The organism is uncultured Pseudoteredinibacter sp. (assembly GCF_947502065.1).
Lineage (GTDB): Bacteria > Pseudomonadota > Gammaproteobacteria > Pseudomonadales > Cellvibrionaceae > Pseudoteredinibacter.
The window spans coordinates 318,846-339,993 of the sequence record NZ_CANMYE010000004.1; the positions used below are offsets into that span (position 1 = coordinate 318,846).

Genomic DNA, 21,148 nt, shown 5'->3' on the forward strand with positions numbered 1-21,148 from the left:
CTTAGATAGCGCCAGTTTGCGCTTGGGGTGTGTCAGATTAGTTGCGCTTTATTGACAAGCAGATGGCAAAAATACGACGATTTTTTTACAGGCCTAATCTATTCATAACCATTAGGGTTATTCGACTGCCAACGCCAAGCATCACTAACCATTCTCTCAATGGAGTATTCGGCCTGCCAGTTAAGTTCAACCTTGGCTAGACTTGCATCAGCGAAACATGCGGCAATGTCACCTGCACGTCTTGGTGCAATATCATAAGGAATCGTTTTACCTGATGCCCTCTCAAAAGCATTAACGATCTCAATCACAGAGTAACCATTACCCGTACCCAAGTTAAATGTGTAGCAGTCAGCTGGCTTTTCCAAAATATATTGCAAAGCGCGAACATGACCCTTTGCTAGGTCGACAACATGGATATAATCCCTGACACCTGTGCCATCGACAGTATCGTAATCATCCCCAAAAACTTGCAGACGCTTCAATTTACCCACCGCAACTTGTGAGACGTAAGGTAATAAATTATTGGGAATGCCATTTGGATCTTCACCGATTCTTCCTGAGTGATGAGCACCAATTGGATTGAAATATCGCAATAAGCAAACTTTGAATGGATTTTTCGGTGCGCGACATAAGTCTCGGCTAATATCCTCAACCATCAGCTTACTCGCTCCATAAGGATTGGTGGTGCGTGTCGGTGCCGACTCATTGATCGGCACCGTATCTGGGTCGCCATAAACCGTCGCCGAAGAGCTAAATATAAAATTATGCACCCCTTGCTGTTCCATCAACTCTAGCAACACCATTGTTCCGGAGACATTATTCTGATAATAATTGAGGGGCTGCTCACATGACTCGCCAACAGCTTTTAAGCCAGCAAAGTGAATTACGGCTGCAAATTTATGCTTCGCAAATACTTCTGACAAAGCCAGCTTATCCTGTACATCAACGCGATAAAAATCGAATTTTTTAGAACACAGGTCATTAACACGCTGCAGCGCTTCATTTTTGCTATTACTAAGATTATCAACGATGACAGGATTAAAGCCTGCTTCATGCAGCTCAATAACAGCATGACTGCCAATATAACCTGCACCACCGGTTACCAGAATATCCATTTCCTTCCCCCAGATTTAAAAAGGCCACATTATGTCATAGATAGCTTGCGGGCAAACACTAGCGCTCAATCCAAGGGGAAGTTTTAGCTTAATGTGAATAAGCAAGAATCTAGAGCTCAGAAAAGAGCCCTAGAGGACAAGTAGCTACTGCAATCAAAGCGCTGCTACACCATAGCAGCATTGGCTGTTGTAGGCGCGCTTATCAGCGCGGCTACTTTATCTAGCAACTCGTTATTATCAAAAGGCTTGGACAAAATATCATTGGCACCAAACTCTAGTGCTTTTTGCATTCCAGCGGCCGTTTCGGCAGACACTACCAACACCTTTGTCTCTTTGTATACCGCCTGCTCACGCATAGTCTTTAAAACCTCATAACCATCCATGCCCGGCATCTTAATGTCCAATGTCACCACGGAAGGTTGGTGCTGCGCCAACATCAGTCCGGCAGCAAAACCATCTGCTGCGACCTCGACGTCATAGCCCGCACGACGTAATACCCGACGCATCGCCGACGCCATTTCAAGCTGATCTTCAACTACCAGGACTTTGTTGGAAGCAGGTAGTGGACGCAACTCTTCTGGAACCGGCATATCGTTGCTTTGTAAAAAATCAACGAAGTCATCAACCTGAATTCGGTGATCCCCTCTGCCGGGGAGCTTATAGGCTTTCAAGCGGCCCCGCTCAATCCAGCGAATGACGGTCCTAAAATTCACCCCGCAATACTTGGCCGCTTCCCCTGTGGTGAGTACTCGGGTTTTATCCATATAAAGTCATTCTCGTATCAAATCCAAAAACGTGGCTTTAAGTGCCAAATTCTGAGCAGATGCACAATAACACCTTAGCAGAAACATCCCAATTTCAGCCTAGTTCATATTCCCAGCTGTCTGAAATGACTTTTTATACTATTTTTTGTGAAATCGATACCAAAATGTACTAAATGTCAGGTTTGACAGGTAAGACATCTTAGACCGATAATAGAGTTGTTGCGAAGAGGTGCACATTGATTCCCTAACTAGCGATATCAACTTTACTGATAGCGTCGAACTAGGGCCAGCACCTAATCCCAAAGAACACCCTAAGACCCTTAGCCCCCTAGATGTAATTGGGGGCGCTTTTTTCCCCTCCCCCTCTTATCGCCCCCAACAGTCCTCATCTTTGCTCAAGCATGCTACTCTATTAATCAAAGAAGTAAGCAATAGGATTCTGCGCCCAAGATATGAGCAATTCAATTCTCTTTGTGGACGATAACCCTGTTAATCGCCAGCTATTGCGCAGCATTTTAAATCAAGAATACACGCGCCTTTATGAAGCGAGCAACGGCAATCAGTGCTTAGATATTCTTCAGAGTCATACTGTTGATCTCCTATTGCTAGATCTCAATATGCCGGGCATTTCAGGCTTTGAGCTGCTAACTGAGATCCCAAACCTAGATTTAGATAGCCCTCCCACCATTATTGTCGTTTCTGCTGATAAAGACCCCGCAATAATCAGCAAAGCATTAAAAGGCGGAGCAGCCGACTATGTAACCACCCCCTATCACCGCGACGAACTTATTGCCCGCGTAAAAACACATTTAGCCTTGCGCAGCCGTGAAATTCACCTTGAACAACTGGTCATTAGGCGAACTAAAGAGCTTACCAATGCCAGCTACCGCTTGGAACAAGCCCAAAAACAACTCATACATGCTGACAAAATGGCCTCCTTGGGACAGTTGGCTGCTGGTGTGGCCCATGAAATTAACAACCCAGTGGGCTATATCCACTCTAACTTAATGACCCTTAGTGATTATCTGCAGGACTTCCAGCAATACCTAAAGGCCAGCAAAGAACTCGGTAAAACGAGCAGTGATGAAAAGTTCAAAAAACGAGCGCAAGAGATCTATGAAAAATTTGATATTGACTACCTACGTGACGATGTTGGGCAAATCATTCACGACTCACTCAATGGTACCAATCAAATCAAACAAATTGTTACCGACCTCAAAGGCTACTCGCACCCAGAACAACAAGAGTGGCTGCATCATAATATTCATGATCTTTTGGAAAGCAGCCTTAATATTGTGGCCAACCAACTCAAATATAAAGTGGAAGTGCAAAAGCGCTACCAAAGAGACTTACCCAAGGTATATTGCATAGGCTCACAAATAAGCCAAATCCTAATTAACCTTTTAGTCAACGCCGAACAGGCTATTGATGATCATGGGCAAATCATCATAACAACAAGCCTAAGCCGGCAATCGCTCAATAACAATCAAGCTAGCGTAGACATCTGCATAACAGATGATGGCAGCGGCATCGAAGAGGCGATTGCCAATCGAATCTTCGATCCATTTTTTACCACCAAGCCCGTTGGCACTGGAACAGGCCTCGGGCTTTCTATCTGCTATAACATTGCCTCCGGGCACGGCGGCCTAATCACAATGCAAAGCCAACCAGGCCGGGGCAGTCAGTTTACCGTCAGCTTGCCGGTTGAACATGAACTGAGCCAAGAGAGCAACAACTTGGGCTTTCACAGTTAGCCGCAACCAATTCATGCCCGCCAAACTACAGCAACAAAACTGCCTCAGCCATTAGCTCTCACGATTTGTTTTAACTACGACGTTGACGCAAAGACATTAATGAGCGTAACAAACGCCCCAGCAGCCCCTGGTAAAACGCCAAGCTCAACAAAATCACCGACGCACCAATCAATAAACTGGCTTGCAAGCTCTCATTTAAAATCAAAGCCCCTAAAAACAATGCCACCGCTGGAGTAATCAAAGTATTCAAGGATATCGTGGCCGCGCTCATGTGTTTTAATAAATAAAAGTAGGCTGGAAAACCCAGCAAAGACCCACAAACAGCCAGGTACAATACCGCCCCACCAGAACGCCAGCTAATGTCCGTAGATATACGGCCGTCGGTAATTAACCACATCAAAAACAAAGCTGGAAATGATAGTAATAATGCACCTGCTGTTTGTCTCATAGGTTCAATATTGGAGGCAAAACGCTGCAAACAAACACTGCTTAAGGCAAATATAAGCGAGGACAACAAGACAGCTAAAATCCCCTTAATGGCAGAAGGCCCGAACATTAACTGCCCTTGAAAAATGATAATCAAACCGAGCAACGCCAAAAGCAAACCTAAGATTTTCTGCCAATCAAAAGGATTGACCCTTAGAATCAACAAAGTCATCAAGCCCGTTAGAAACGGAGTCAAACCAAACAGGACGGAAATCAGGCCACTCGATATATATTGCGCAGCCCAATAAACCAATGGTAAGGCCGGAAATATTCCCATTGCAGCGGCAGCAAACACCTTGAGATCAGAGCGCTCCTGGATCAATGATTTCCCTTGCCACCACAAGAGCCCGAGCGCCAAGGGCAGAGCAATTCCCATGCGCAACATAACGGCTTCAGTAAAGCTGAAACTTTCATTACTTAATCTAATCCCCAACGGTGTGCTTCCCCACAAAAGCACGACCATTGCAAACACCAATGGTATTTTCACAAAAAACCTCCCTTAACGGGCCTTAAGCAGAGAGGCACAAAAAAGGCCGCTCTACTGGCGGCCCTTTTAACTCAATACTTTAAATATGGATTAAATGGATCGCCTTAATTCGCCACGCGCGGCACATGGCTTGGTCCACTGATAGACAGCAGAGCAAGTCAGCTTTCGCGAAATATGCATGGCAAGAGAACGGTTCATTTTAGTACTCATAAAACAAAAGCGGCTCCTTACACTTAGGAGCCCGCAGACAAATATTATCGCCCAAAGCTAATCTCGAACTAATCTTTAACTACTCTCTAAATAGCTAAACAGATTCATTGAGTGGCGCTGGCCGACTAATGCTAAATCCTATACAGTGTCGAACAAGATTCGATCAAGGTCAAGCACGAAATTTATGGAATGTTATTTAGTCGGCGGCGCTGTACGAGATGAACTCATGAACTATCCCTTTGTGGAAAGGGATTGGGTCATTGTAGGGGCTACTTCAAGTGACTTAAATAAAATGCTTAGCGAAGGATACCAGCAAGTTGGTAAAGACTTCCCCGTATTTTTACACCCACAAAGCAAAGAGGAATATGCTCTTGCGCGAACTGAGAGAAAGACTGGCCATGGTTACGGTGGCTTTAGCGTCGACACCGAAAATGTCAGCCTCGAAGAAGACCTTAGTCGCCGGGATCTAACGATTAATGCTATTGCTAAATCGGCTAACGGCGACATTATTGATCCATATAACGGGCAGAGGGATATCCAAAATAAAATACTCCGGCATGTTTCAGCTGCTTTTGCAGAAGACCCCCTGCGTATTTTAAGATTGGCGCGCTTTCTGGCCCGCTATCAGCATTTAGGGTTCAGCGTAGCGCCAGAAACCATGGCTCTCATGCGATCGATGGTTGCCGCCGGGGAAGTTGAACACCTTGTCGCCGAGCGTGTGTGGAAAGAAACCGAAAAAGCTCTCTGTGAGATAAGCCCTGCAAGCTACTTTAATTGCTTACTTGAATGCGGAGCATTAAAGATTATTCTGCCCGAGCTGGAAGCACTTTTCGGCGTGCCTCAACGTGCAGAATTCCATCCAGAAATAGATACCGGAATCCACAGCCTTATGGTTTTGGAGCAAGCCTGTAGCCTAAGCCCAGAAACCAGAGTACGGCTAGCGGCCGTGCTACATGACCTGGGCAAAGCAACTACGCCAGCCAACATACTGCCTCGCCACCATGGCCATGAACAAAGAAGCCTGCCTATCATTAAACAACTGTGTGAACGCTTACGCATTCCTAAAGCTCATTTACGTTGCGCGCTTCATCTCGCCGAGTTCCACACTCATGCGCATCGCGCCTTTGAGCTGCGTGGTAAAACGATTGCCAAACTGTTTAAACAGCTTGATGCCTATCGCAACCCACAAGCACTGGAAGATTTCTTGATAGGTAGCGAGGCGGATAGTAGGGGTCGAAGCGGCTTTGAAAGCAAGCCCTACCCTCAAAAAAAGCATCTCGAACAGGCCTATCAAGTCGCCTGCCGAATTAATGCCAAAGATATTATCGCCCAAGGCCACAGCGGCAGTGAAATAGGCCTACAATTGGAGCAACAACGCATTAAGGCATTGGATCAATTTCAGAAATCGACAGGACACAGACCTTGAGAGCATCAGTAGTATTAATCAGCGGCGGGGCCAAACGCATCGGAGCCGCCTTATGTCGACACTTTCACCAAGGTGGTTACCGTGTTGTTCTACACTATCGCCACTCCCGGCAAGCGGCGCAAGACTTAGCACAAGAATTAAACCAAAAACGCGCTGACTCCTGCCATTGCATTCAAGCGAACCTCAACGAGCTATCGGAAATAAAACAGCTAGCCCAACAAGCCATTGAGAGATGGCAAGGCATTGATCTATTGATCAATAATGCGAGTAGCTTTTACCCTACTCCAATTGAAGATTGCGACGAACAGAGCTGGAATGACCTGGTGGGCAGCAATATGAAAGCACCATTGTTTTTGAGTCAAGCGCTGGCCGAATCACTCGCGCAAAACAATGGCGCCATTATCAATTTTGCAGATATTCACGCTGACAAACCCATGCGAGGTCACATTATCTACAATATGGCAAAAGCCGCCAATGTGATGCTAACCAAAACCCTAGCACTAGAACTGGCCCCTAATGTTCGAGTTAACGGTATCGCGCCCGGGGCGATTCTTTGGCCAGATGGAGAGGCTGAAAACAGTGAAATTTTAGCAAAAGTTCCCTTACAAAAGCTGGGAAATGAACAAGCGATCTGCCAAAGCGCTTGGTATCTGGCAGAGCAAGCTCCTTACAGCACAGGGCAAATCCTTGCTATTGATGGTGGCCGCAGCTTAAATATGTAAACTTGTAGAGTGATAACAGCCCATAATCGCCGCAAGAGCTAGAGCTTAAACAATATTCAGGTTATTATTTGCGCGCCTTAATGGCGACACAGCGAAACCACCAAGAACAAGAAGCTGGATACCAATATGCGCACGCTGCTCTATTTTTTTCTGGGCCTACTTACCCTTGCCATTGCCTCTTACTCGGCGATTTACTTTCTCAGTCCTGCAACCCTTGTTGAGGCGGGCATCAGCCATGAACGCAAACAAGCTGGGCTCGAGCTCAAACAAATAACTATCGCCAAGCATAATATTCATTACTTAAGCGGCGGTCCTAACAACGCCCCAGTTTTGTTAATGCTACATGGCTATGCGGCCAATAAAGATAACTGGGTGCGCTTTGCTGCTCAATTCAGTGATCGCTACCGCATCATAGCGCCTGACTTGCCAGGATTTGGTGACAGTAGCCGACTACAAAATCAAAGCTATGATATTGCTAGCCAAGTCGAACGCCTTCAAGCCTTCGTGGACGCTCTAAAATTGCCCCGCTTTCATATTCTAGGCAACTCTATGGGCGGCATGCTTGCCGCGACTTACAGCCTCGAACATTCCGACAAAGTTTTGAGCTTAGGCCTACTAAACAGCGCTGGCGTTAGGGAGCCAAAGCCAAGCCCACGCAGCCTAGCCTGGGCCGAAGGGCGGAATATTTTGCTGCTTGAAAACACAGAAGACTTAGATCGACTATTTGAGCTAGCCTTCAATCACCCGCCTGCCATGCCTCAGATTGCCAAAGATTACCTTACTGAAAAAGCCCTACTACAAAGAGCTTTCAACGAAAAAGTTGCTCGGGATTTACTGGCCAAGCCCATAGAACTGGATGACAAGCTGGATCAAATCACCATTCCTAGCTTAATTATATGGGGAGATAGCGATCGAATTATCGATATGTCCTCAGCGAGCATTTTCAGCCAGGGCTTAAAGCAATCTACCACCATTATCATGGAAGACACTGGCCACCTACCAATGCTAGAACGCCCTAAAAAAACCGCTCGGCATTATCAGCAGTTTTTACAAACAATCGCTGGAAAATAAAAAGTAATAACAGCCAAATAGCTTAAGGGGCTTTGGAGATTGATTGCCCCTGCCACTGAAAATCGATCGCCCAGAGCTTTTGAGCCTTATCATAAGCGCTCCACAGCTGGGCGTAACTTAATTTCAATACCGGGTGAAGCTCATCACCGGCTATCTCTGCTAGCGGCAAAAGCACAAAAGCGTTCTGAGTTATCTCTTCACGCGGCAGCTCGATTCCTTCAGAAATTCCCACCAGCTGATCGTAAAGCAATATATCAACATCAAGAGTTCGGCCACTGAACTTGGGGACATCACGGCGACGACCGTGCTCATCTTCAATCTTCTTCAAACTGTTGTTAAGTGGGCCAAGCGCTAAATCGGTATCGATTTCCACTACCATATTGTAAAAAGGCTCACCCGTGAAACCCACAGCCTCACTTTCATAGACCGAGGAAACACTGACAACTTGAAAGTGACTGTCCAGCGCATCCAAGCAGGAACGAATATGAAATTCCCTATCTTCATTACTTCCCAAACTTAAGAATACTCGCGCCATCAGACATCTCCGCGCTGACCGCGCTCTATCAACAAACCGACATTTTTTGCTGCCACAACGGCACCTGGCTTGCTTAACCGCAGCCGTAACCAATTAATTGAAAACTCATTGCGTAGCATCGCTGCAATTTCTTCAGCTAACGATTCAATCAATTCATATTGACTACTCGCAACGAGTTCAGCCACGCGATCAGAAACAGCTTTATAATCCAAGGTATGTTCAAGCCGATCTGACTTTGCTGCTGCTTTTATATCCCAGGCCATTTCCAAATCGATCAGTAGACGCTGCTTAATTCGGCGCTCCCAATCAAAAACACCAATAGTGGCATCAACAGCTAGACCTTCAATAAATACTGTATCCATCATTGTCACGCCGTTTTACTGATATCTTCTAAGCTTTCCAAATCCCAACGTGGCTGAACCTTCACAGCAAGCTCCTGTTCTTGTCCAGCCATTAAGCGCTGACAACCAGCGTAAGCAATCATCGCTCCATTGTCGGTACAGAATTCATGGCGCGCGTAAAATACCCCAGCACCTATTTTGGCAAGCTTAGCTTCTAACTCGGCACGCAAACGCTTATTTGCAGAAACCCCACCTGCTATAACTAAGGTTTTTAATTCTTCTTGCTCTAGCGCACGACGACACTTAATCACCAAGGTCGCTACGACGGCATCTTCAAATGCATAGGCGATATCAGCACAAGTCTGCTCATCTGGCAGCCCATTTTCCAACTTATGTTCGGCAACCGTGTTTAAAGTGAAGGTTTTTAAACCACTAAAGCTGAAATCTAAACCCGGTCGATCCGTCATTGGACGTGGGAATTTAAAGCGCCCCGGCTTACCTTGCTCGGCCAGATTGGCAATTTGAGGGCCGCCAGGATAATCCAAATCCAACATTTTAGCGGCCTTATCGAAAGCCTCTCCGGCAGCATCATCCAGCGACTCCCCCAACATTCGGTATTGGCCAATCCCATCGACTCTAACCAACTGGGTATGTCCACCAGACACCAGTAGCGCCACAAAAGGAAACTCTGGCGGATTATCTTCTAGCATTGGCGCCAGCAAATGCCCCTCCATATGGTGCACACCAAGAGCTTTGCAGCCCCAGGCATAGGCCAAAGCGCGCCCAGCGCAGGCTCCAACCATCAATGCCCCTACCAAACCTGGGCCAGAGGTATAGGCAATAGCATCAATATCTGTGCTTTGGGTATTTGCCGCTGCAAAAACCTCATCAATCAAAGGCAATAGCTTTCTTACATGGTCCCTTGAAGCCAATTCAGGCACCACACCACCGTACTCAGAGTGCACCGCGACCTGTGAATAGAGCCTGTGTGCCAGAAGCCCTTGCACACTGTCATAAACAGCCACACCAGTCTCATCACAGGAGGTTTCGACACCTAAAACTCGCATCTTTATAGCCTTTCGAGGGGATCAAATAAAAGCTCGGCATAATAACAGCTTACACCATGCTTACCAGCAAATTAGCGTCTGTATAGGCGCTGCAGCCCTATATATTGATGAAAATTAGCGCCATTAGAACCACATAGCACACAAAAGCTTGCGCGTGATGCCAAGACTGTATAGAATTTGCGCCCCTTGGAACGGTGTGATTCCTATGCTTGGATCGCCAAAGCGATTGTCCAGCTCAAGAACACACCACATTAAACAGATACACGAATAAAGGTACAATCAACAATGCCTGCTGTTAAGCTGAAAGAAAACGAACCATTTGATATCGCTCTGCGTCGCTTCAAGCGCTCTTGTGAAAAAGCTGGTGTACTTGCCGAAGTACGTCGTCGTGAATTCTACGAGAAGCCAACCAGCGTTCGTAAGCGTAAGGCTGCTGCCGCTGTTAAGCGTCACGCCAAGAAGGTTCAGCGCGAATCTCGCAAGTTTCAGCGTCTGTACTAATTTTGACCTCTTGGCTCTAAACTCCAAGTTTTAGAGCCAAGGCTAAATTAGTACTACTAACCTGCCCACAGGTTAGCGCAGACCAGCTCAAGCCCACTTGAGCGAGTGTATCTAAGCCCAGCCTCGAGCTGGGCTTGCGCGTTTGGCCCTACGTAAACCAAGAAGCTTACAAGAGCCTCTATAATCAAGACCACATTTAAAAACCAGCTAAGGAACTGCCATGTCTGAGTTGAAAAAAACCATCGCATCCGCCGTGAAGGACGCTATGCGGGCCAAAGACAAGCCTCGCCTAGGTGTACTTCGAATGGTTCAAGCCGAGTTTAAGCGTATCGAGGTAGACGAGCGCATTGAGATTGATGATGCTCGCGTTTTGGTTGTTCTAGACAAGATGCTCAAACAGCGTAAAGACTCAGCCCAGCAGTTTCGCGATGCTGACCGCATCGACCTAGCCGAGCAGGAAGAAACTGAAAGCACTATTATCCAAGAGTTTCTACCAGCCGCTTTGAGCGAAGAAGAAGTAGCCACGATTATTGATGAAGCTATCGCCAGCAGTGGCGCCGAATCTGCCCGTGACATGGGCAAAGTAATGGCTTTAGTGAAGCCACAGGTTCAAGGTCGCGGCGACATGGGTATTGTTAGCCAGCTAGTGAAAGCTAAACTTGCCTAATTGTGCCCAGCACGGCCGCTCGCTAAACTAAGCTTATGAGCGGCCGCATACCCCAGAGTTTTCTTGATGATCTCCTCGACCGTATCGACATTGTCGATGTGGTAGATCACCGTGTAAAACTAAAAAAGACCGGCAAAAATTACAGCGCTTGCTGCCCTTTCCATGAAGAAAAAACCCCGAGTTTTACCGTAAGCCCTGATAAACAGTTTTACTACTGCTTCGGCTGCGGAGCCTCTGGCAACGCCATGGGTTTCATTATGGAATACGAGCATTTAGATTTTCCAGCCGCCGTTGACGAGCTAGCAAAATTAGCCGGTGTCGAAGTACCTCGAGAAAAACAAAATATTTCGCCGGCCCAGCAAGAAAAAGAAAAACAGCGACAAGAGATCCTAAAACTTCTCGAGCAAGCCGACGAGCACTACCAGCTGCAGCTACGCCAGCACAGCCATAAAAACCAAGCCATTAATTATCTTAAGTCTCGCGGATTAAGTGGCGCCATTTGCAAGAACTTTGGCATTGGCTTCGCCCCACCTGGCTGGGAAAACTTAAAACAGCAACTGGCAGACAACAAGCACAAGCTGAAGCGCCTTGAAGAAGGCGGCATGCTTATCCACAACAAGGATAAGAACAGTTACTACGACCGCTTTCGTGATCGCATCATGTTTCCAATACGCGATCGACGCGGTCGTGTTATTGGCTTTGGTGGCCGCGTACTTGGGGATGAAAAACCCAAATACTTAAACTCCCCAGAGACCCCAGTATTCCATAAGGGGGAAGAGCTATACGGCCTTTGGGAAGCCCGCCAAGCAAACTCGCAAATTCAGAAACTGCTAGTCGTTGAAGGCTATATGGATGTGGTGGCACTGGCGCAATTCGACATCAACTATGCAGTTGCCACCTTAGGCACCGCCTGTGGTGAAGCCCACCTAAACCTAGCCTTCAAACACACCCAGGAAATTATATTTTGCTTTGATGGCGACGATGCCGGCCGCAACGCCGCCAAACGCGCACTCAGCAACTCCTTACCCGTTATGAACGACGGCCGGCAGATTAAATTTCTATTTTTAGAAGACGGCCAAGACCCAGATACCTATGTTCGCCAGTTTGGCAAAGATAAGTTTTTGCAGCGCATTGAAGAAACCGCCAGTCCCTTAGAAGATTTTCTATTTGATAGCCTGTGTGAAGATGTTGATGCCAATACCATGGGCGGCAAGGCCCTGCTCAGCAAGCGCGCCGCCCCCATGCTTAATCTGCTACCTAAAGGCGTATACCGCGAGCTAATGTTTAAACACCTAGCCCGCCGTACCGAACTTAGCCTAGACACCCTTCTAGAGCTAATCGACCACCCCCTGCCCGACTTTAAGGCAGAGCCAAAACCAGCCGAGCATCTGCCGCCAGCTCCCAAAGAGAGCACAAACGCTGATGAACAAGCCATTACAGCCGCAGATAGCGGCGAAGCTGACCCCTGGCAAGGCTATGAGTCAATGGCCATTCAACATGACGAAGGGCCAAGCGATAGCTATCAACCCGCTGAATACCAAGCCGGCCCGCCCCCCTCTAGCGAAAACAGCTTCAGAGCCACACCTACTGAGCAGCACGACAATAAGTTAAGCCCCCAGCGCCTGCTTATAGGTCTACTCATGAGCCGCCCTGAGCTTGCTAAGGAGCTGAGCGACATTGAGCTATTCGGGCAATTTAAAGACAACGACAGCCAACTTCTACTCAGGCTCGCACGCTGCTTACACAGCCGCCCCCACTTTAATGTCAACCAGCTCTCAGGCCACTGGCTAGCGAGCTACGGCCAACAGGAGTGGCAAAAACTTAAAAGCATTGCCGAACAGAGCACCCCTGTACTGGCTGCAGCAATGCGAGAAGGAAACTTTGATGACAATGCCGAACTCAAAGCTTGCGAAGAGAAATTACAGCGCCAACAGCAGAAAAAGTCCCACCGCAGCAAACTTCAAGAACTGAAAAGTAAAACATTCAATGAGCTTAGCGATGAGGAAAAAGCCCTTTTTAGGCAACTCATTCAGCAAAGTCATTAGCGGCTCTGAGCCATAACCCCACAGAGGCTATAGCATCCAAGTAAATAAAAGCAGTACGCAGGCTTGATTTTCTAGAATAAGCCCTTATTTATGCGCTATAATCTCTTGTTTATCTCGCCAGCATAACTTATAGGTCACGAATGAGCGATAACGCCCAACAGCAACAGTCCCGCATTAAGGAACTTATTGCCCGCGGTAAGGAGCAAGGCTACCTTACTTACGCAGAGGTCAATGATCACCTTCCCGAGGACATTTCTGACCCAGATCAGGTTGAAGACATCATCCAGATGATCAATGACATGGGTATCAAGGTGTATGAAACTGCACCCGATGCCGATGAGATCCTCATGACCGATGGTGATTCTTCTGCCGATGAGATCGCCGCCGCCGAAGCCGCGGCTGCCTTGGCAGCGGTTGAAACCGAAGCCGGTCGTACCACTGACCCTGTGCGCATGTATATGCGCGAAATGGGTACTGTAGAGCTACTAACCCGTGAAGGCGAGATCTCTATCGCCAAGCGCATTGAAGAGGGTGTTCGCGAGCTAATGCAAGCCATGTCTTACTGGCCTGGCTCCGTTGAAAACCTAATCAATGAATACAAGCTGATCGATAAAGAAGAGCGTCGCCTTCCAGACGTTATTTCTGGCTGGCTAGACCCCGCTGATGATGTACCTTCTGCCCTAGCTCAAGCTCAGGCTGCCGAAGCCATGGCAGGAAACTCTGACGACGATAGCGACGACGACGAAGAAGACAACAACAACGGTATTGATCCAGAAGAAGCCAAAGAGCGTTTTGGTAAACTGGAAGCCCAACTCAAGAAAACCGTTAAAGCTCTTGAGAAGCACGGCGCAGGCAGCAAGCAAGCTGCTAAAGAGCAAGCTGCCCTAGGCGAAATCTTTAAGTTCTTTAAGCTGCCCCCGCGTCAGTTCGACCCACTATACAACGACATTCGCGACACCCTAAATCAGGTTCGTCAGCAAGAGCGCCTAATCATGGATCGCGTCGTTCGTAAAGCCAGAATGCCACGTAAAACCTTTATCAAAGAATTTCCAGGCAATGAAATTAATGATGATTGGATTACCGAGGTTATCAAGAAGAAGCGTGACTATTCAGAAGCTCTGAAGCGTTATCTCCCTGATATTCAGCGTGCGCAACGCAAATTGGCCCAAATTGAAGAAAACAGCAATTTGGCACTGGCAGACATTAAAGAGATTAACCGTCGTATGTCGATCGGTGAAGCTCGTGCTCGTCGCGCCAAAAAAGAGATGGTTGAGGCTAACTTGCGCTTGGTTATCTCTATTGCCAAAAAGTATACCAACCGCGGCCTGCAATTCTTGGATCTTATCCAAGAAGGTAATATCGGCCTAATGAAGGCGGTGGATAAGTTTGAATACCGCCGTGGTTACAAATTCTCTACCTATGCGACCTGGTGGATCCGACAGGCCATTACCCGCTCTATTGCGGATCAGGCCCGTACTATTCGTATCCCAGTGCATATGATTGAGACGATCAACAAGCTTAACCGCGTATCTCGTCAAATGCTTCAAGAAATGGGCCGCGAGCCTACCCCGGAAGAGCTGGGCGAACGTATGGACATGCCTGAGGATAAGATCCGCAAGGTATTGAAGATCGCTAAAGAGCCAATCTCCATGGAAACCCCAATCGGTGACGATGAAGATTCACATCTTGGCGACTTTATTGAAGATCACACCATTACCTCTCCAGTGGAGTCGGCTACAGGCGAAGGCCTTACCGAAGCAACTCGCGATGTATTGGGCGGCCTTACCGCGCGTGAATCGAAAGTACTACGCATGCGCTTTGGTATCGATATGAACACCGACCACACCCTTGAGGAAGTGGGCAAGCAGTTCGACGTAACCCGTGAGCGTATCCGTCAGATCGAAGCTAAGGCATTGCGCAAGCTGCGTCACCCTTCACGCTCAGATCATTTGCGTAGCTTTTTGGATGAGTAACCTCATCTAGAAACACTTATAAAGGCGACTATTTAGTCGCCTTTTTTGATTCTGCCTTCTGCTACAGTCATTCCCTGAACGCCATCCAGTCAACATTGCGAACAAAGTCCGAATTCCTATCCGCATTTCCCATGAGTGGTTTTCCAGCCTAACGCTTAATGCCATAATCCCTTGGTCGCAACGCAATTCGAATCATCGAAACCTATGCGTATAACAATTATCCTAAGCACAGGACCAACAACATGAGCGAGACCTCAACACCCGCTACAGGCGATTCCACCCGCCTGAGCCGGTTGCTCGACAAAGTCGAGATCATTGGCAATAAACTACCAGACCCCGCCGTCATATTTTTAATTAGCTTACTTATCGTGTGGGGGCTTTCAGCACTTATGTCGAACTTTCAATTCGACGCCCTCGATCCACGTACTGGCGAAGCCATCGTGGTTAATAACCTACTTACCGGAGACTCCCTTGCCGATTTTCTATCGCGTATGGTGAAAATCTTTACCGGCTTTGCTCCCTTAGGCGTGGTATTGGTAGCCATGCTAGGCGTCGCGGTTGCTGAGCACTCTGGCTTTATCAATGCCGGCATTAAGCGCATGCTCGATGCCACCCCCAAGAGCCTGCTCACCCCCTCCGTTATTCTGGTGGCTATTGTTAGCCACACGGCAACCGATGCGGGCTATGTATTGGTGATCCCATTGGCAGGGGTCATCTATACCGCCATGGGCAGACATCCGCTTGCCGGTATCGCTGCAGCCTTTGCTGGCGTCAGCGGCGGCTTTAGCGCCAATTTTGTGCCTTCAGCCATTGACCCTCTACTCCAGAGCTTCACCCAGACTGCCGCTCAGATTGCGGACCCAGAAATCCTAATCAACCCGCTGAACAACTACTTTTTCACCTCAGCTTCCAGCTTATTAGTGGTTCTAGTGGGCTGGTATTTAACTGACAAGGTTATCGAGCCACGCCTAGCGAATACACCTGTTGATGGCGATACCGAAGACCTACCGAAGTTCGGCGAGCTGAGTGAGAAAGAAGGCTCGGCATTACGCTGGGCTACCATCACCATGATTATTGGACTTGGTATATTGATCGCCGTCGCACTACCGTCGACATCGCCTTTGCGCGCTGCAAACGGCGAACTTGCCTCTTTCAGCGCTCCAATTATGCGCTCGATTGTGCCGCTGATTTTCCTTCTTTTTGTGATCCCAGGTGTGGTTTACGGCTATATCGCTGGCACATTTAAAAGCAGCAAAGACGTGATTGGCGCCATGAGCAAAGGCATGGAAGGTATGTCTTACTATATCGTGATGGCGTTCTTCTGCTCGCTATTTATTGATGCCTTTGGCAAATCAAACCTAGGCGCACTGCTGGCGGTAAACGGGGCGGAAGTTCTAAAGACCTTGGCATTACCTAGCATGGTCACCATGGCAGGCATAGTTTTCCTAACAGCTTTCGTAAACCTGTTTGTGGGCTCTGCCTCGGCCAAATGGGCCCTGATCGGCCCAATCCTGGTGCCAATGCTGATGCAAATCGGAATATCCCCAGACCTAACTCAGGCAGCCTACCGAGTGGGCGATTCCTCGAGCAATATCATCACCCCGCTAATGCCTTACTTCCCATTAGTTGTGGTGTATTGCCAACGCTATGTGAAAAGCACCGGTATCGGCACCTTGCTATCACTCATGCTGCCTTACTCGATTGCCCTGTTGATTACCTGGACCGCCTTCCTGCTAATCTACTGGGGACTAGGCATCCCACTAGGCTTGCAGGCTAGCTATATTTACCCAGCAGGCTAAGCTATTGAAAGCATGAGAAAAAAACCGCTAGAGATCTAGCGTATTTGAGGCGAGGCGATTATAATCCCTCGCCTAATTTGATGACTTTCATCTCTTAGGGCCCTTAGCTCAGCTGGTTAGAGCACTCGACTCATAATCGATAGGTCCGCGGTTCAAGTCCGCGAGGGCCCACCATCCTTTCCTCAAGTCTAAGCAAACGTGTCAAAGCACTCGACTCGCCCTGGCTCTACCCCATTAACGGGAGATGGCATTCTCGCTCTTCATAAACCCAAGATAGATCCGCAGTTCAAGTCCGCGAGGGCCTTTATGCCCCAGGGTGCACCATCCTTCCCTCAAGTCTAAGCAAACGTCAAAGCACTCGACTCGCTCTTCATAAACCCAAGATAGTTCCGCAGTTTAAGTCCGCGAGGGCCTTTATGCCCGACTGAAACCAGGGGTCAGAACCCCATAGGTTCTGACCCCGTATCGGAGCCAATAAAACCTCAGCATCTACCGAAGTTTCCGAATAGAATAGATTGCAAAAATAAACAGGAATCAAAATGGAAGGCATCGCACTAAAAACACTCCTAGCTCTCAATGCCCTATGGTTTTTCGGCGGGTTTCACACCTTTGATATTCGAGGGCGAATCTTTGCAAAAACAGTTGTCCCCAAAGAGCATAGAAACACTCCCGTTATGGAAACCCTTATAATGTCTGGGAAGTTTGTTGGAGGTTTTAATTTAGCCTTTATGGTTCTTAATCTATTGCTACTATGCAATACAGAATTGTTTAGCAAAGCATCCCAATGGTCTGTTTTACTATGCACCATGTCGGTAGCTCACGGAACCCAGTTCGCGCACAATGTGCCCGTAGCCATTCAAAATCGACGCGGGGAAGGTGTTTGGCAGGTAAAAGGCTTAATGCTTTTTATATTCCTTACCGATTTCAGCCTAATGATATTAAATGCAGCAATGGCTTTGTACTTTCTGATTTAGAGCACCAGCAGGGTCGTAGAAGCAATTGTATTTTCAAATTGGGCTATTGGTTCTTCAGGCTCCTGAGATAGCGAATAATATCATTGGACTCATACAGCCACTTTGTCGGCTCACCTTTACGCTCAATACGCAAACACGGCACTTGGGCTTTACCACCACCTCGAACGAGCTCCTGCCGAATTTTGCCTGATAAGCCAACCTCTTTCATTGCCACTTTCATATTCAAGCTTTTAAGCGCTTTTCTGGTTTTAACACAAAACGGACAAAGCAGACTTTGATACAGCGTTAAACCTTCTATTTTTGCAGGCCTAGCCATTAAGTTGACTCCCATGTTTTAAAGCGCTGCTATTTTTAGCGAGTTTCAACTATAAATCATCACAAATAGATCAAGGCTACTAACAATATAGCAATAAACTTAGCAGTATTATTTATAGCGCCATTTTCGACAAGTACTTCGCAAACCAGAAGAATAAGCAATGACAGGTAAGAAGAAGTGGCACTACCCCAATGAGAAAATCTATTTGCGAGTAATTTGTATCAAGAGCCATCAAGTACCCGTTAAGAACAAGCGCCGGCTACCGCACCGGGCTTGTCGCTCAAGCCCTCCTCAAACTTATGAAGCATCTTATCTGAGTATATGGGAATAGTGAGAACATGCACCCAGCCGCGGACTCGCGTACACTGTTTAAAAACCAAGACTTGAATTAGAAAATGCTAAACAGCCACTTTGATAAACAGCTCGTCGATGAAGAACTGCTGCGCTTGGTAGCTGGGCAATCTAGGCGAGTACCCTACCCAATCATTCTAGCTATGGCATTAATTGCTAGTTTTGCATGGCAGTATATCGCCGCTGAAGTAGTTATTTCCTGGCTGCTCTTTTCTGGGTTTTGGCTACTTGTTCGCGCATATGTACTCCCCAAGATTGCTTTATACCCAGATGCTCAAAAGGCCAATGAAATAGCCATAATACTGAGCGCCATGAATGGTATCGCGCATGGCAGCTCATGCCTATTCTTCCCTTACTTTTCGGTTCTAGAACAGGCAATTCAAACAATGATCCTGCTGGGTATTTCCGCAGGCGCAGTGGCTACAACCTTTGGCAAACGCGATATATTTATTGCCTATCTACTGCCAAGCCTGCTACCCATCAGCATTATGTGGGCGCTACGCCCTCACCCTGAGAACCCCTATTCCGGGTATATCGTTTCAGTTCTTTGTCTAATGTTTGGAATGATTTTATTGAGCCTAGCTAAGGACATGTTTAAGAGCTTCAGCACCGCCTTTGTCGCCCAGCAAGAGCAAACTAAACTGAACGAAAAGCTACAAGCTAGCCTAACGAGTGAAGCTTCTGCAAATCGCGCAAAAACCCAATTTTTAGCCGCAGCCAGCCACGACTTAAGACAACCATTACATACGGTGTCTATCTTTTGCGCAGCCCTTGAAATGCAAAATGAACAAGAATCCAATAAAGAAATCATTGAGCATATGAATGGCGCTGTAAGTACTCTTAGCAAACAATTAGATGCTTTATTGGACATCTCCAAACTAGACGCAGGCATTACCAAGCCGGAGCTTAAGCAGGTAAATTTAAACGCGTTATTTTCAGAACTTGAAAGAGAGTTTAAGCCCATTGCACAGGACAAAGGCATTGAAGTTGAATTTACAATCAAAAATACCATTGGCATTCTTAATGATGAGGTATTACTTATACGGATACTGCAAAATTTAATTGCCAATGCTATCAAGTACAGTAATGAAGGCAAGGTTCAGATTGAACTCATTGAATCTGACAGAATTAGTATGTGCGTTTCAGATAATGGCCCAGGAATCCCTGAGGAAGAGCAGGAACGAGTATTTGAAGAATTCTATCAACTGCATAATAGTGAGCGTGATAACAGCAAAGGCTTGGGCCTAGGGCTCGCTATTGTTAAAAGGCTTTGCCATTTATTGAACATAGAACTACGCCTTGAATCATCAACTCAGGGCACTCGGTTTTATCTGCATTTCCCACAACATATCGAGCTAAAACCAGAAAACGACTCAATGGAAGTACAGCCGCAAAGCGATTCATTGATGATAGGTCTGCAAGTATTATTAATCGATGACAATATTCAGGTTTCTCGAGCTACTCAGCTGCTCTTGGAAAACATGGGCTTTACCGTCGTACTCGCTGAAAATAAACAGCAAGCGCTTAAGCACTGGGAGCAACACAATATTGATTTTGTAATAGCCGATTTACGCTTACGCCAACAGGAAACTGGTATCGATATCATCCAAGAATTGCGCCATCGAAACGGCAATTTGCCTGCCTTATTAGTCAGTGGTGATACCGCTCCGGAGCGCCTGCATCAAGCAAAAGATGCCGCTATAAAACTTTTGCATAAGCCGCTCACCAGCGGCACATTGGAACAAGAAATGATAGATGAGCTGAAACGCAAAAAAAGCGAAGTTTAGGCGGGTGACATTGAAAACTCTTTCGCCGGAATTAACGCCAATGCTGCGGTGGCATAAACCGCTTCAGTTCGATTATCAACGCCAAGTGCTTTGTAGCAAGCAAACAAATGGGATTTGACCGTACCTTCGGCAATATCCAGCTCACGAGCAATAACTTTGTTAGCCTTACCCTGAACAGCTTTCATTAAAACAGCCAATTGGCGACTAGAAAGATCAGATAGAATCTCTTCACGCTTCGCCTGGCTCTCAGCATCCCATTGCTTAAGCTCATACTGCCCTAGAACACTTGGTGGTAGGTATACCCCTTGCGCCAACACTAACTTAAGGGCCGCCACCAACTCTTGAGGGGATGAGGCCTTTGGAATATAACCAGCTGCCCCCTCTGCGATAGCATTACGGATAATAGAGGCTTGATCTTCGCTCGAAATAAGTACCACTGGGCAGTCAAAGTGCTCCCTGACAATATTCAATGCACTTAAACCATCCTGACCAGGCAAATAGTAGTCCAACAAGACAATATCAATTTCATCAGCATCAAATAACAAAATTGCCTCGTCACAGCTACCTGATTCCAGGAACTGTGTATTGAGTTTTAGCCCTGCCAGTAAGTACTTTAAGCCACTGCGGAACAAGTGGTGATCATCTATGATCAATACACGCACTTCAAAAACCTCTCTGCACATAAAAACTCTGAGCTCCCAGCGAGAGCTTTAAGCGATCAGAATAAATTGAAATACCGAATAAGGCTACGATGACT

19 protein-coding genes and 1 tRNA gene are annotated in these 21,148 nt (G+C 47.1%); 12 read left to right on the top strand and 8 right to left on the bottom strand.

Going from position 1 to position 21,148, the window contains the following annotated elements; translation table 11 throughout:
* Positions 1–98 precede the first annotated feature (98 nt).
* Positions 99–1,115: a UDP-glucose 4-epimerase GalE gene (gene galE, locus Q1A41_RS12900; RefSeq protein WP_299979594.1), complete on the bottom strand. Its 1,017-nt coding sequence runs from the start codon at positions 1,113–1,115 to the stop codon at positions 99–101.
* Positions 1,116–1,279: 164 nt separating this feature from the next.
* Positions 1,280–1,879 carry a response regulator gene (locus tag Q1A41_RS12905; RefSeq protein WP_299979597.1) on the bottom strand — a complete coding sequence of 200 codons (600 nt, stop codon included), beginning with the start codon at positions 1,877–1,879 and terminating at the stop codon, positions 1,280–1,282.
* A 452-nt stretch (positions 1,880–2,331) separates the two neighbouring features.
* Between Q1A41_RS12905 and Q1A41_RS12910 the strand changes: the two genes are divergently transcribed.
* Positions 2,332–3,633 (top strand): response regulator, encoded by a 1,302-nt coding sequence (locus Q1A41_RS12910; protein WP_299979603.1) that lies wholly within the window; start codon positions 2,332–2,334, stop codon positions 3,631–3,633.
* Positions 3,634–3,703: 70 nt separating this feature from the next.
* Here Q1A41_RS12910 and Q1A41_RS12915 read toward each other — a convergent pair whose 3' ends face one another.
* Complete coding sequence (locus Q1A41_RS12915; RefSeq protein WP_299979606.1) at positions 3,704–4,606, bottom strand: DMT family transporter; 903 nt, start codon at positions 4,604–4,606, stop codon at positions 3,704–3,706.
* A gap of 394 nt (positions 4,607–5,000) precedes the next feature.
* On the opposite strand from Q1A41_RS12915, the gene Q1A41_RS12920 reads away from it, so the two are divergent.
* The 3 genes from Q1A41_RS12920 (at position 5,001) to Q1A41_RS12930 (ending at position 8,035) form a co-directional block, all read left to right on the top strand.
* Positions 5,001–6,242, top strand: coding sequence for a multifunctional CCA addition/repair protein (locus Q1A41_RS12920; RefSeq protein ID WP_299979609.1), 1,242 nt, complete (start codon positions 5,001–5,003; stop codon positions 6,240–6,242).
* Positions 6,239–6,964 (top strand): pteridine reductase, encoded by a 726-nt coding sequence (locus Q1A41_RS12925; protein WP_299979612.1) that lies wholly within the window; start codon positions 6,239–6,241, stop codon positions 6,962–6,964. Before Q1A41_RS12920 ends, Q1A41_RS12925 begins: the two co-directional genes overlap by 4 nt.
* Before the next feature lie 126 nt (positions 6,965–7,090).
* The gene (locus Q1A41_RS12930) at positions 7,091–8,035 is read left to right on the top strand and encodes an alpha/beta hydrolase (RefSeq protein WP_299979615.1); all 945 of its coding nucleotides are present in this window, start codon (positions 7,091–7,093) and stop codon (positions 8,033–8,035) included.
* 22 nt (positions 8,036–8,057) lie between these two features.
* Here the strand turns inward: Q1A41_RS12930 and folK are convergent, their stop codons facing one another.
* The 3 genes from folK to tsaD are packed head-to-tail and all read right to left on the bottom strand — an operon-like array spanning position 8,058 to position 9,978.
* Positions 8,058–8,570: a 2-amino-4-hydroxy-6-hydroxymethyldihydropteridine diphosphokinase gene (gene folK / locus Q1A41_RS12935; protein ID WP_299979618.1), complete on the bottom strand. Its 513-nt coding sequence runs from the start codon at positions 8,568–8,570 to the stop codon at positions 8,058–8,060.
* On the bottom strand, positions 8,570–8,932 hold the full coding sequence (folB, locus tag Q1A41_RS12940; protein WP_299979904.1) for a dihydroneopterin aldolase: 363 nt from the start codon (positions 8,930–8,932) through the stop codon (positions 8,570–8,572). The genes folK and folB overlap by 1 nt, the downstream gene beginning before the upstream one ends.
* A gap of 5 nt (positions 8,933–8,937) precedes the next feature.
* A complete protein-coding gene (tsaD, locus tag Q1A41_RS12945; protein ID WP_299979621.1) occupies positions 8,938–9,978 on the bottom strand; it encodes a tRNA (adenosine(37)-N6)-threonylcarbamoyltransferase complex transferase subunit TsaD in 1,041 nt (346 codons plus the stop codon).
* Between the two features lie 285 nt (positions 9,979–10,263).
* Here tsaD and rpsU point away from each other — a divergent pair, with 285 nt between their 5' ends.
* The 7 genes from rpsU (at position 10,264) to Q1A41_RS12980 (ending at position 17,937) form a co-directional block, all read left to right on the top strand.
* Positions 10,264–10,479 carry a 30S ribosomal protein S21 gene (rpsU, locus tag Q1A41_RS12950; protein ID WP_166849292.1) on the top strand — a complete coding sequence of 72 codons (216 nt, stop codon included), beginning with the start codon at positions 10,264–10,266 and terminating at the stop codon, positions 10,477–10,479.
* A 220-nt stretch (positions 10,480–10,699) separates the two neighbouring features.
* Positions 10,700–11,146 (top strand): GatB/YqeY domain-containing protein, encoded by a 447-nt coding sequence (locus tag Q1A41_RS12955; protein WP_299979625.1) that lies wholly within the window; start codon positions 10,700–10,702, stop codon positions 11,144–11,146.
* A gap of 35 nt (positions 11,147–11,181) precedes the next feature.
* Positions 11,182–13,191, top strand: a complete 2,010-nt coding sequence (dnaG, locus tag Q1A41_RS12960; protein WP_299979627.1) for a DNA primase — start codon at positions 11,182–11,184, stop codon at positions 13,189–13,191.
* A 140-nt stretch (positions 13,192–13,331) separates the two neighbouring features.
* Positions 13,332–15,164 carry an RNA polymerase sigma factor RpoD gene (rpoD, locus tag Q1A41_RS12965; RefSeq protein ID WP_299979630.1) on the top strand — a complete coding sequence of 611 codons (1,833 nt, stop codon included), beginning with the start codon at positions 13,332–13,334 and terminating at the stop codon, positions 15,162–15,164.
* Between the two features lie 242 nt (positions 15,165–15,406).
* The gene (locus tag Q1A41_RS12970; RefSeq protein WP_299979633.1) at positions 15,407–16,963 is read left to right on the top strand and encodes an AbgT family transporter; all 1,557 of its coding nucleotides are present in this window, start codon (positions 15,407–15,409) and stop codon (positions 16,961–16,963) included.
* A gap of 97 nt (positions 16,964–17,060) precedes the next feature.
* A tRNA-Ile gene (locus Q1A41_RS12975) sits at positions 17,061–17,137 on the top strand.
* A gap of 365 nt (positions 17,138–17,502) precedes the next feature.
* A complete protein-coding gene (locus Q1A41_RS12980; RefSeq protein ID WP_299979636.1) occupies positions 17,503–17,937 on the top strand; it encodes a hypothetical protein in 435 nt (144 codons plus the stop codon).
* A 43-nt stretch (positions 17,938–17,980) separates the two neighbouring features.
* Here Q1A41_RS12980 and Q1A41_RS12985 read toward each other — a convergent pair whose 3' ends face one another.
* Positions 17,981–18,253: a glutathione S-transferase N-terminal domain-containing protein gene (locus Q1A41_RS12985; RefSeq protein WP_299979639.1), complete on the bottom strand. Its 273-nt coding sequence runs from the start codon at positions 18,251–18,253 to the stop codon at positions 17,981–17,983.
* Between the two features lie 395 nt (positions 18,254–18,648).
* Between Q1A41_RS12985 and Q1A41_RS12990 the strand changes: the two genes are divergently transcribed.
* Complete coding sequence (locus Q1A41_RS12990) at positions 18,649–20,391, top strand: hybrid sensor histidine kinase/response regulator (protein ID WP_299979642.1); 1,743 nt, start codon at positions 18,649–18,651, stop codon at positions 20,389–20,391.
* On the opposite strand, the gene Q1A41_RS12995 is transcribed toward Q1A41_RS12990, so the two are convergent.
* Positions 20,388–21,074 carry a response regulator transcription factor gene (locus Q1A41_RS12995; protein WP_299979646.1) on the bottom strand — a complete coding sequence of 229 codons (687 nt, stop codon included), beginning with the start codon at positions 21,072–21,074 and terminating at the stop codon, positions 20,388–20,390. The genes Q1A41_RS12990 and Q1A41_RS12995 overlap by 4 nt on opposite strands.
* Positions 21,075–21,148 lie beyond the last annotated feature (74 nt).

Coding starts and splice junctions, on each gene's coding strand:
- rpsU (WP_166849292.1), top strand. CDS start 10,264: ATGCCTGCTGTTAAGCTGAAAGAAAACGAACCATTTGATATCGCTCTG.
- Q1A41_RS12995 (WP_299979646.1), bottom strand. CDS start 21,074: ATGTGCAGAGAGGTTTTTGAAGTGCGTGTATTGATCATAGATGATCAC.
- rpoD (WP_299979630.1), top strand. CDS start 13,332: ATGAGCGATAACGCCCAACAGCAACAGTCCCGCATTAAGGAACTTATT.
- Q1A41_RS12985 (WP_299979639.1), bottom strand. CDS start 18,253: ATGGCTAGGCCTGCAAAAATAGAAGGTTTAACGCTGTATCAAAGTCTG.
- galE (WP_299979594.1), bottom strand. CDS start 1,115: ATGGATATTCTGGTAACCGGTGGTGCAGGTTATATTGGCAGTCATGCT.
- Q1A41_RS12905 (WP_299979597.1), bottom strand. CDS start 1,879: ATGGATAAAACCCGAGTACTCACCACAGGGGAAGCGGCCAAGTATTGC.
- Q1A41_RS12970 (WP_299979633.1), top strand. CDS start 15,407: ATGAGCGAGACCTCAACACCCGCTACAGGCGATTCCACCCGCCTGAGC.
- Q1A41_RS12930 (WP_299979615.1), top strand. CDS start 7,091: ATGCGCACGCTGCTCTATTTTTTTCTGGGCCTACTTACCCTTGCCATT.
- dnaG (WP_299979627.1), top strand. CDS start 11,182: ATGAGCGGCCGCATACCCCAGAGTTTTCTTGATGATCTCCTCGACCGT.
- tsaD (WP_299979621.1), bottom strand. CDS start 9,978: ATGCGAGTTTTAGGTGTCGAAACCTCCTGTGATGAGACTGGTGTGGCT.
- Q1A41_RS12920 (WP_299979609.1), top strand. CDS start 5,001: ATGGAATGTTATTTAGTCGGCGGCGCTGTACGAGATGAACTCATGAAC.
- folB (WP_299979904.1), bottom strand. CDS start 8,932: ATGGATACAGTATTTATTGAAGGTCTAGCTGTTGATGCCACTATTGGT.
- folK (WP_299979618.1), bottom strand. CDS start 8,570: ATGGCGCGAGTATTCTTAAGTTTGGGAAGTAATGAAGATAGGGAATTT.
- Q1A41_RS12910 (WP_299979603.1), top strand. CDS start 2,332: ATGAGCAATTCAATTCTCTTTGTGGACGATAACCCTGTTAATCGCCAG.
- Q1A41_RS12980 (WP_299979636.1), top strand. CDS start 17,503: ATGGAAGGCATCGCACTAAAAACACTCCTAGCTCTCAATGCCCTATGG.
- Q1A41_RS12955 (WP_299979625.1), top strand. CDS start 10,700: ATGTCTGAGTTGAAAAAAACCATCGCATCCGCCGTGAAGGACGCTATG.
- Q1A41_RS12990 (WP_299979642.1), top strand. CDS start 18,649: ATGCTAAACAGCCACTTTGATAAACAGCTCGTCGATGAAGAACTGCTG.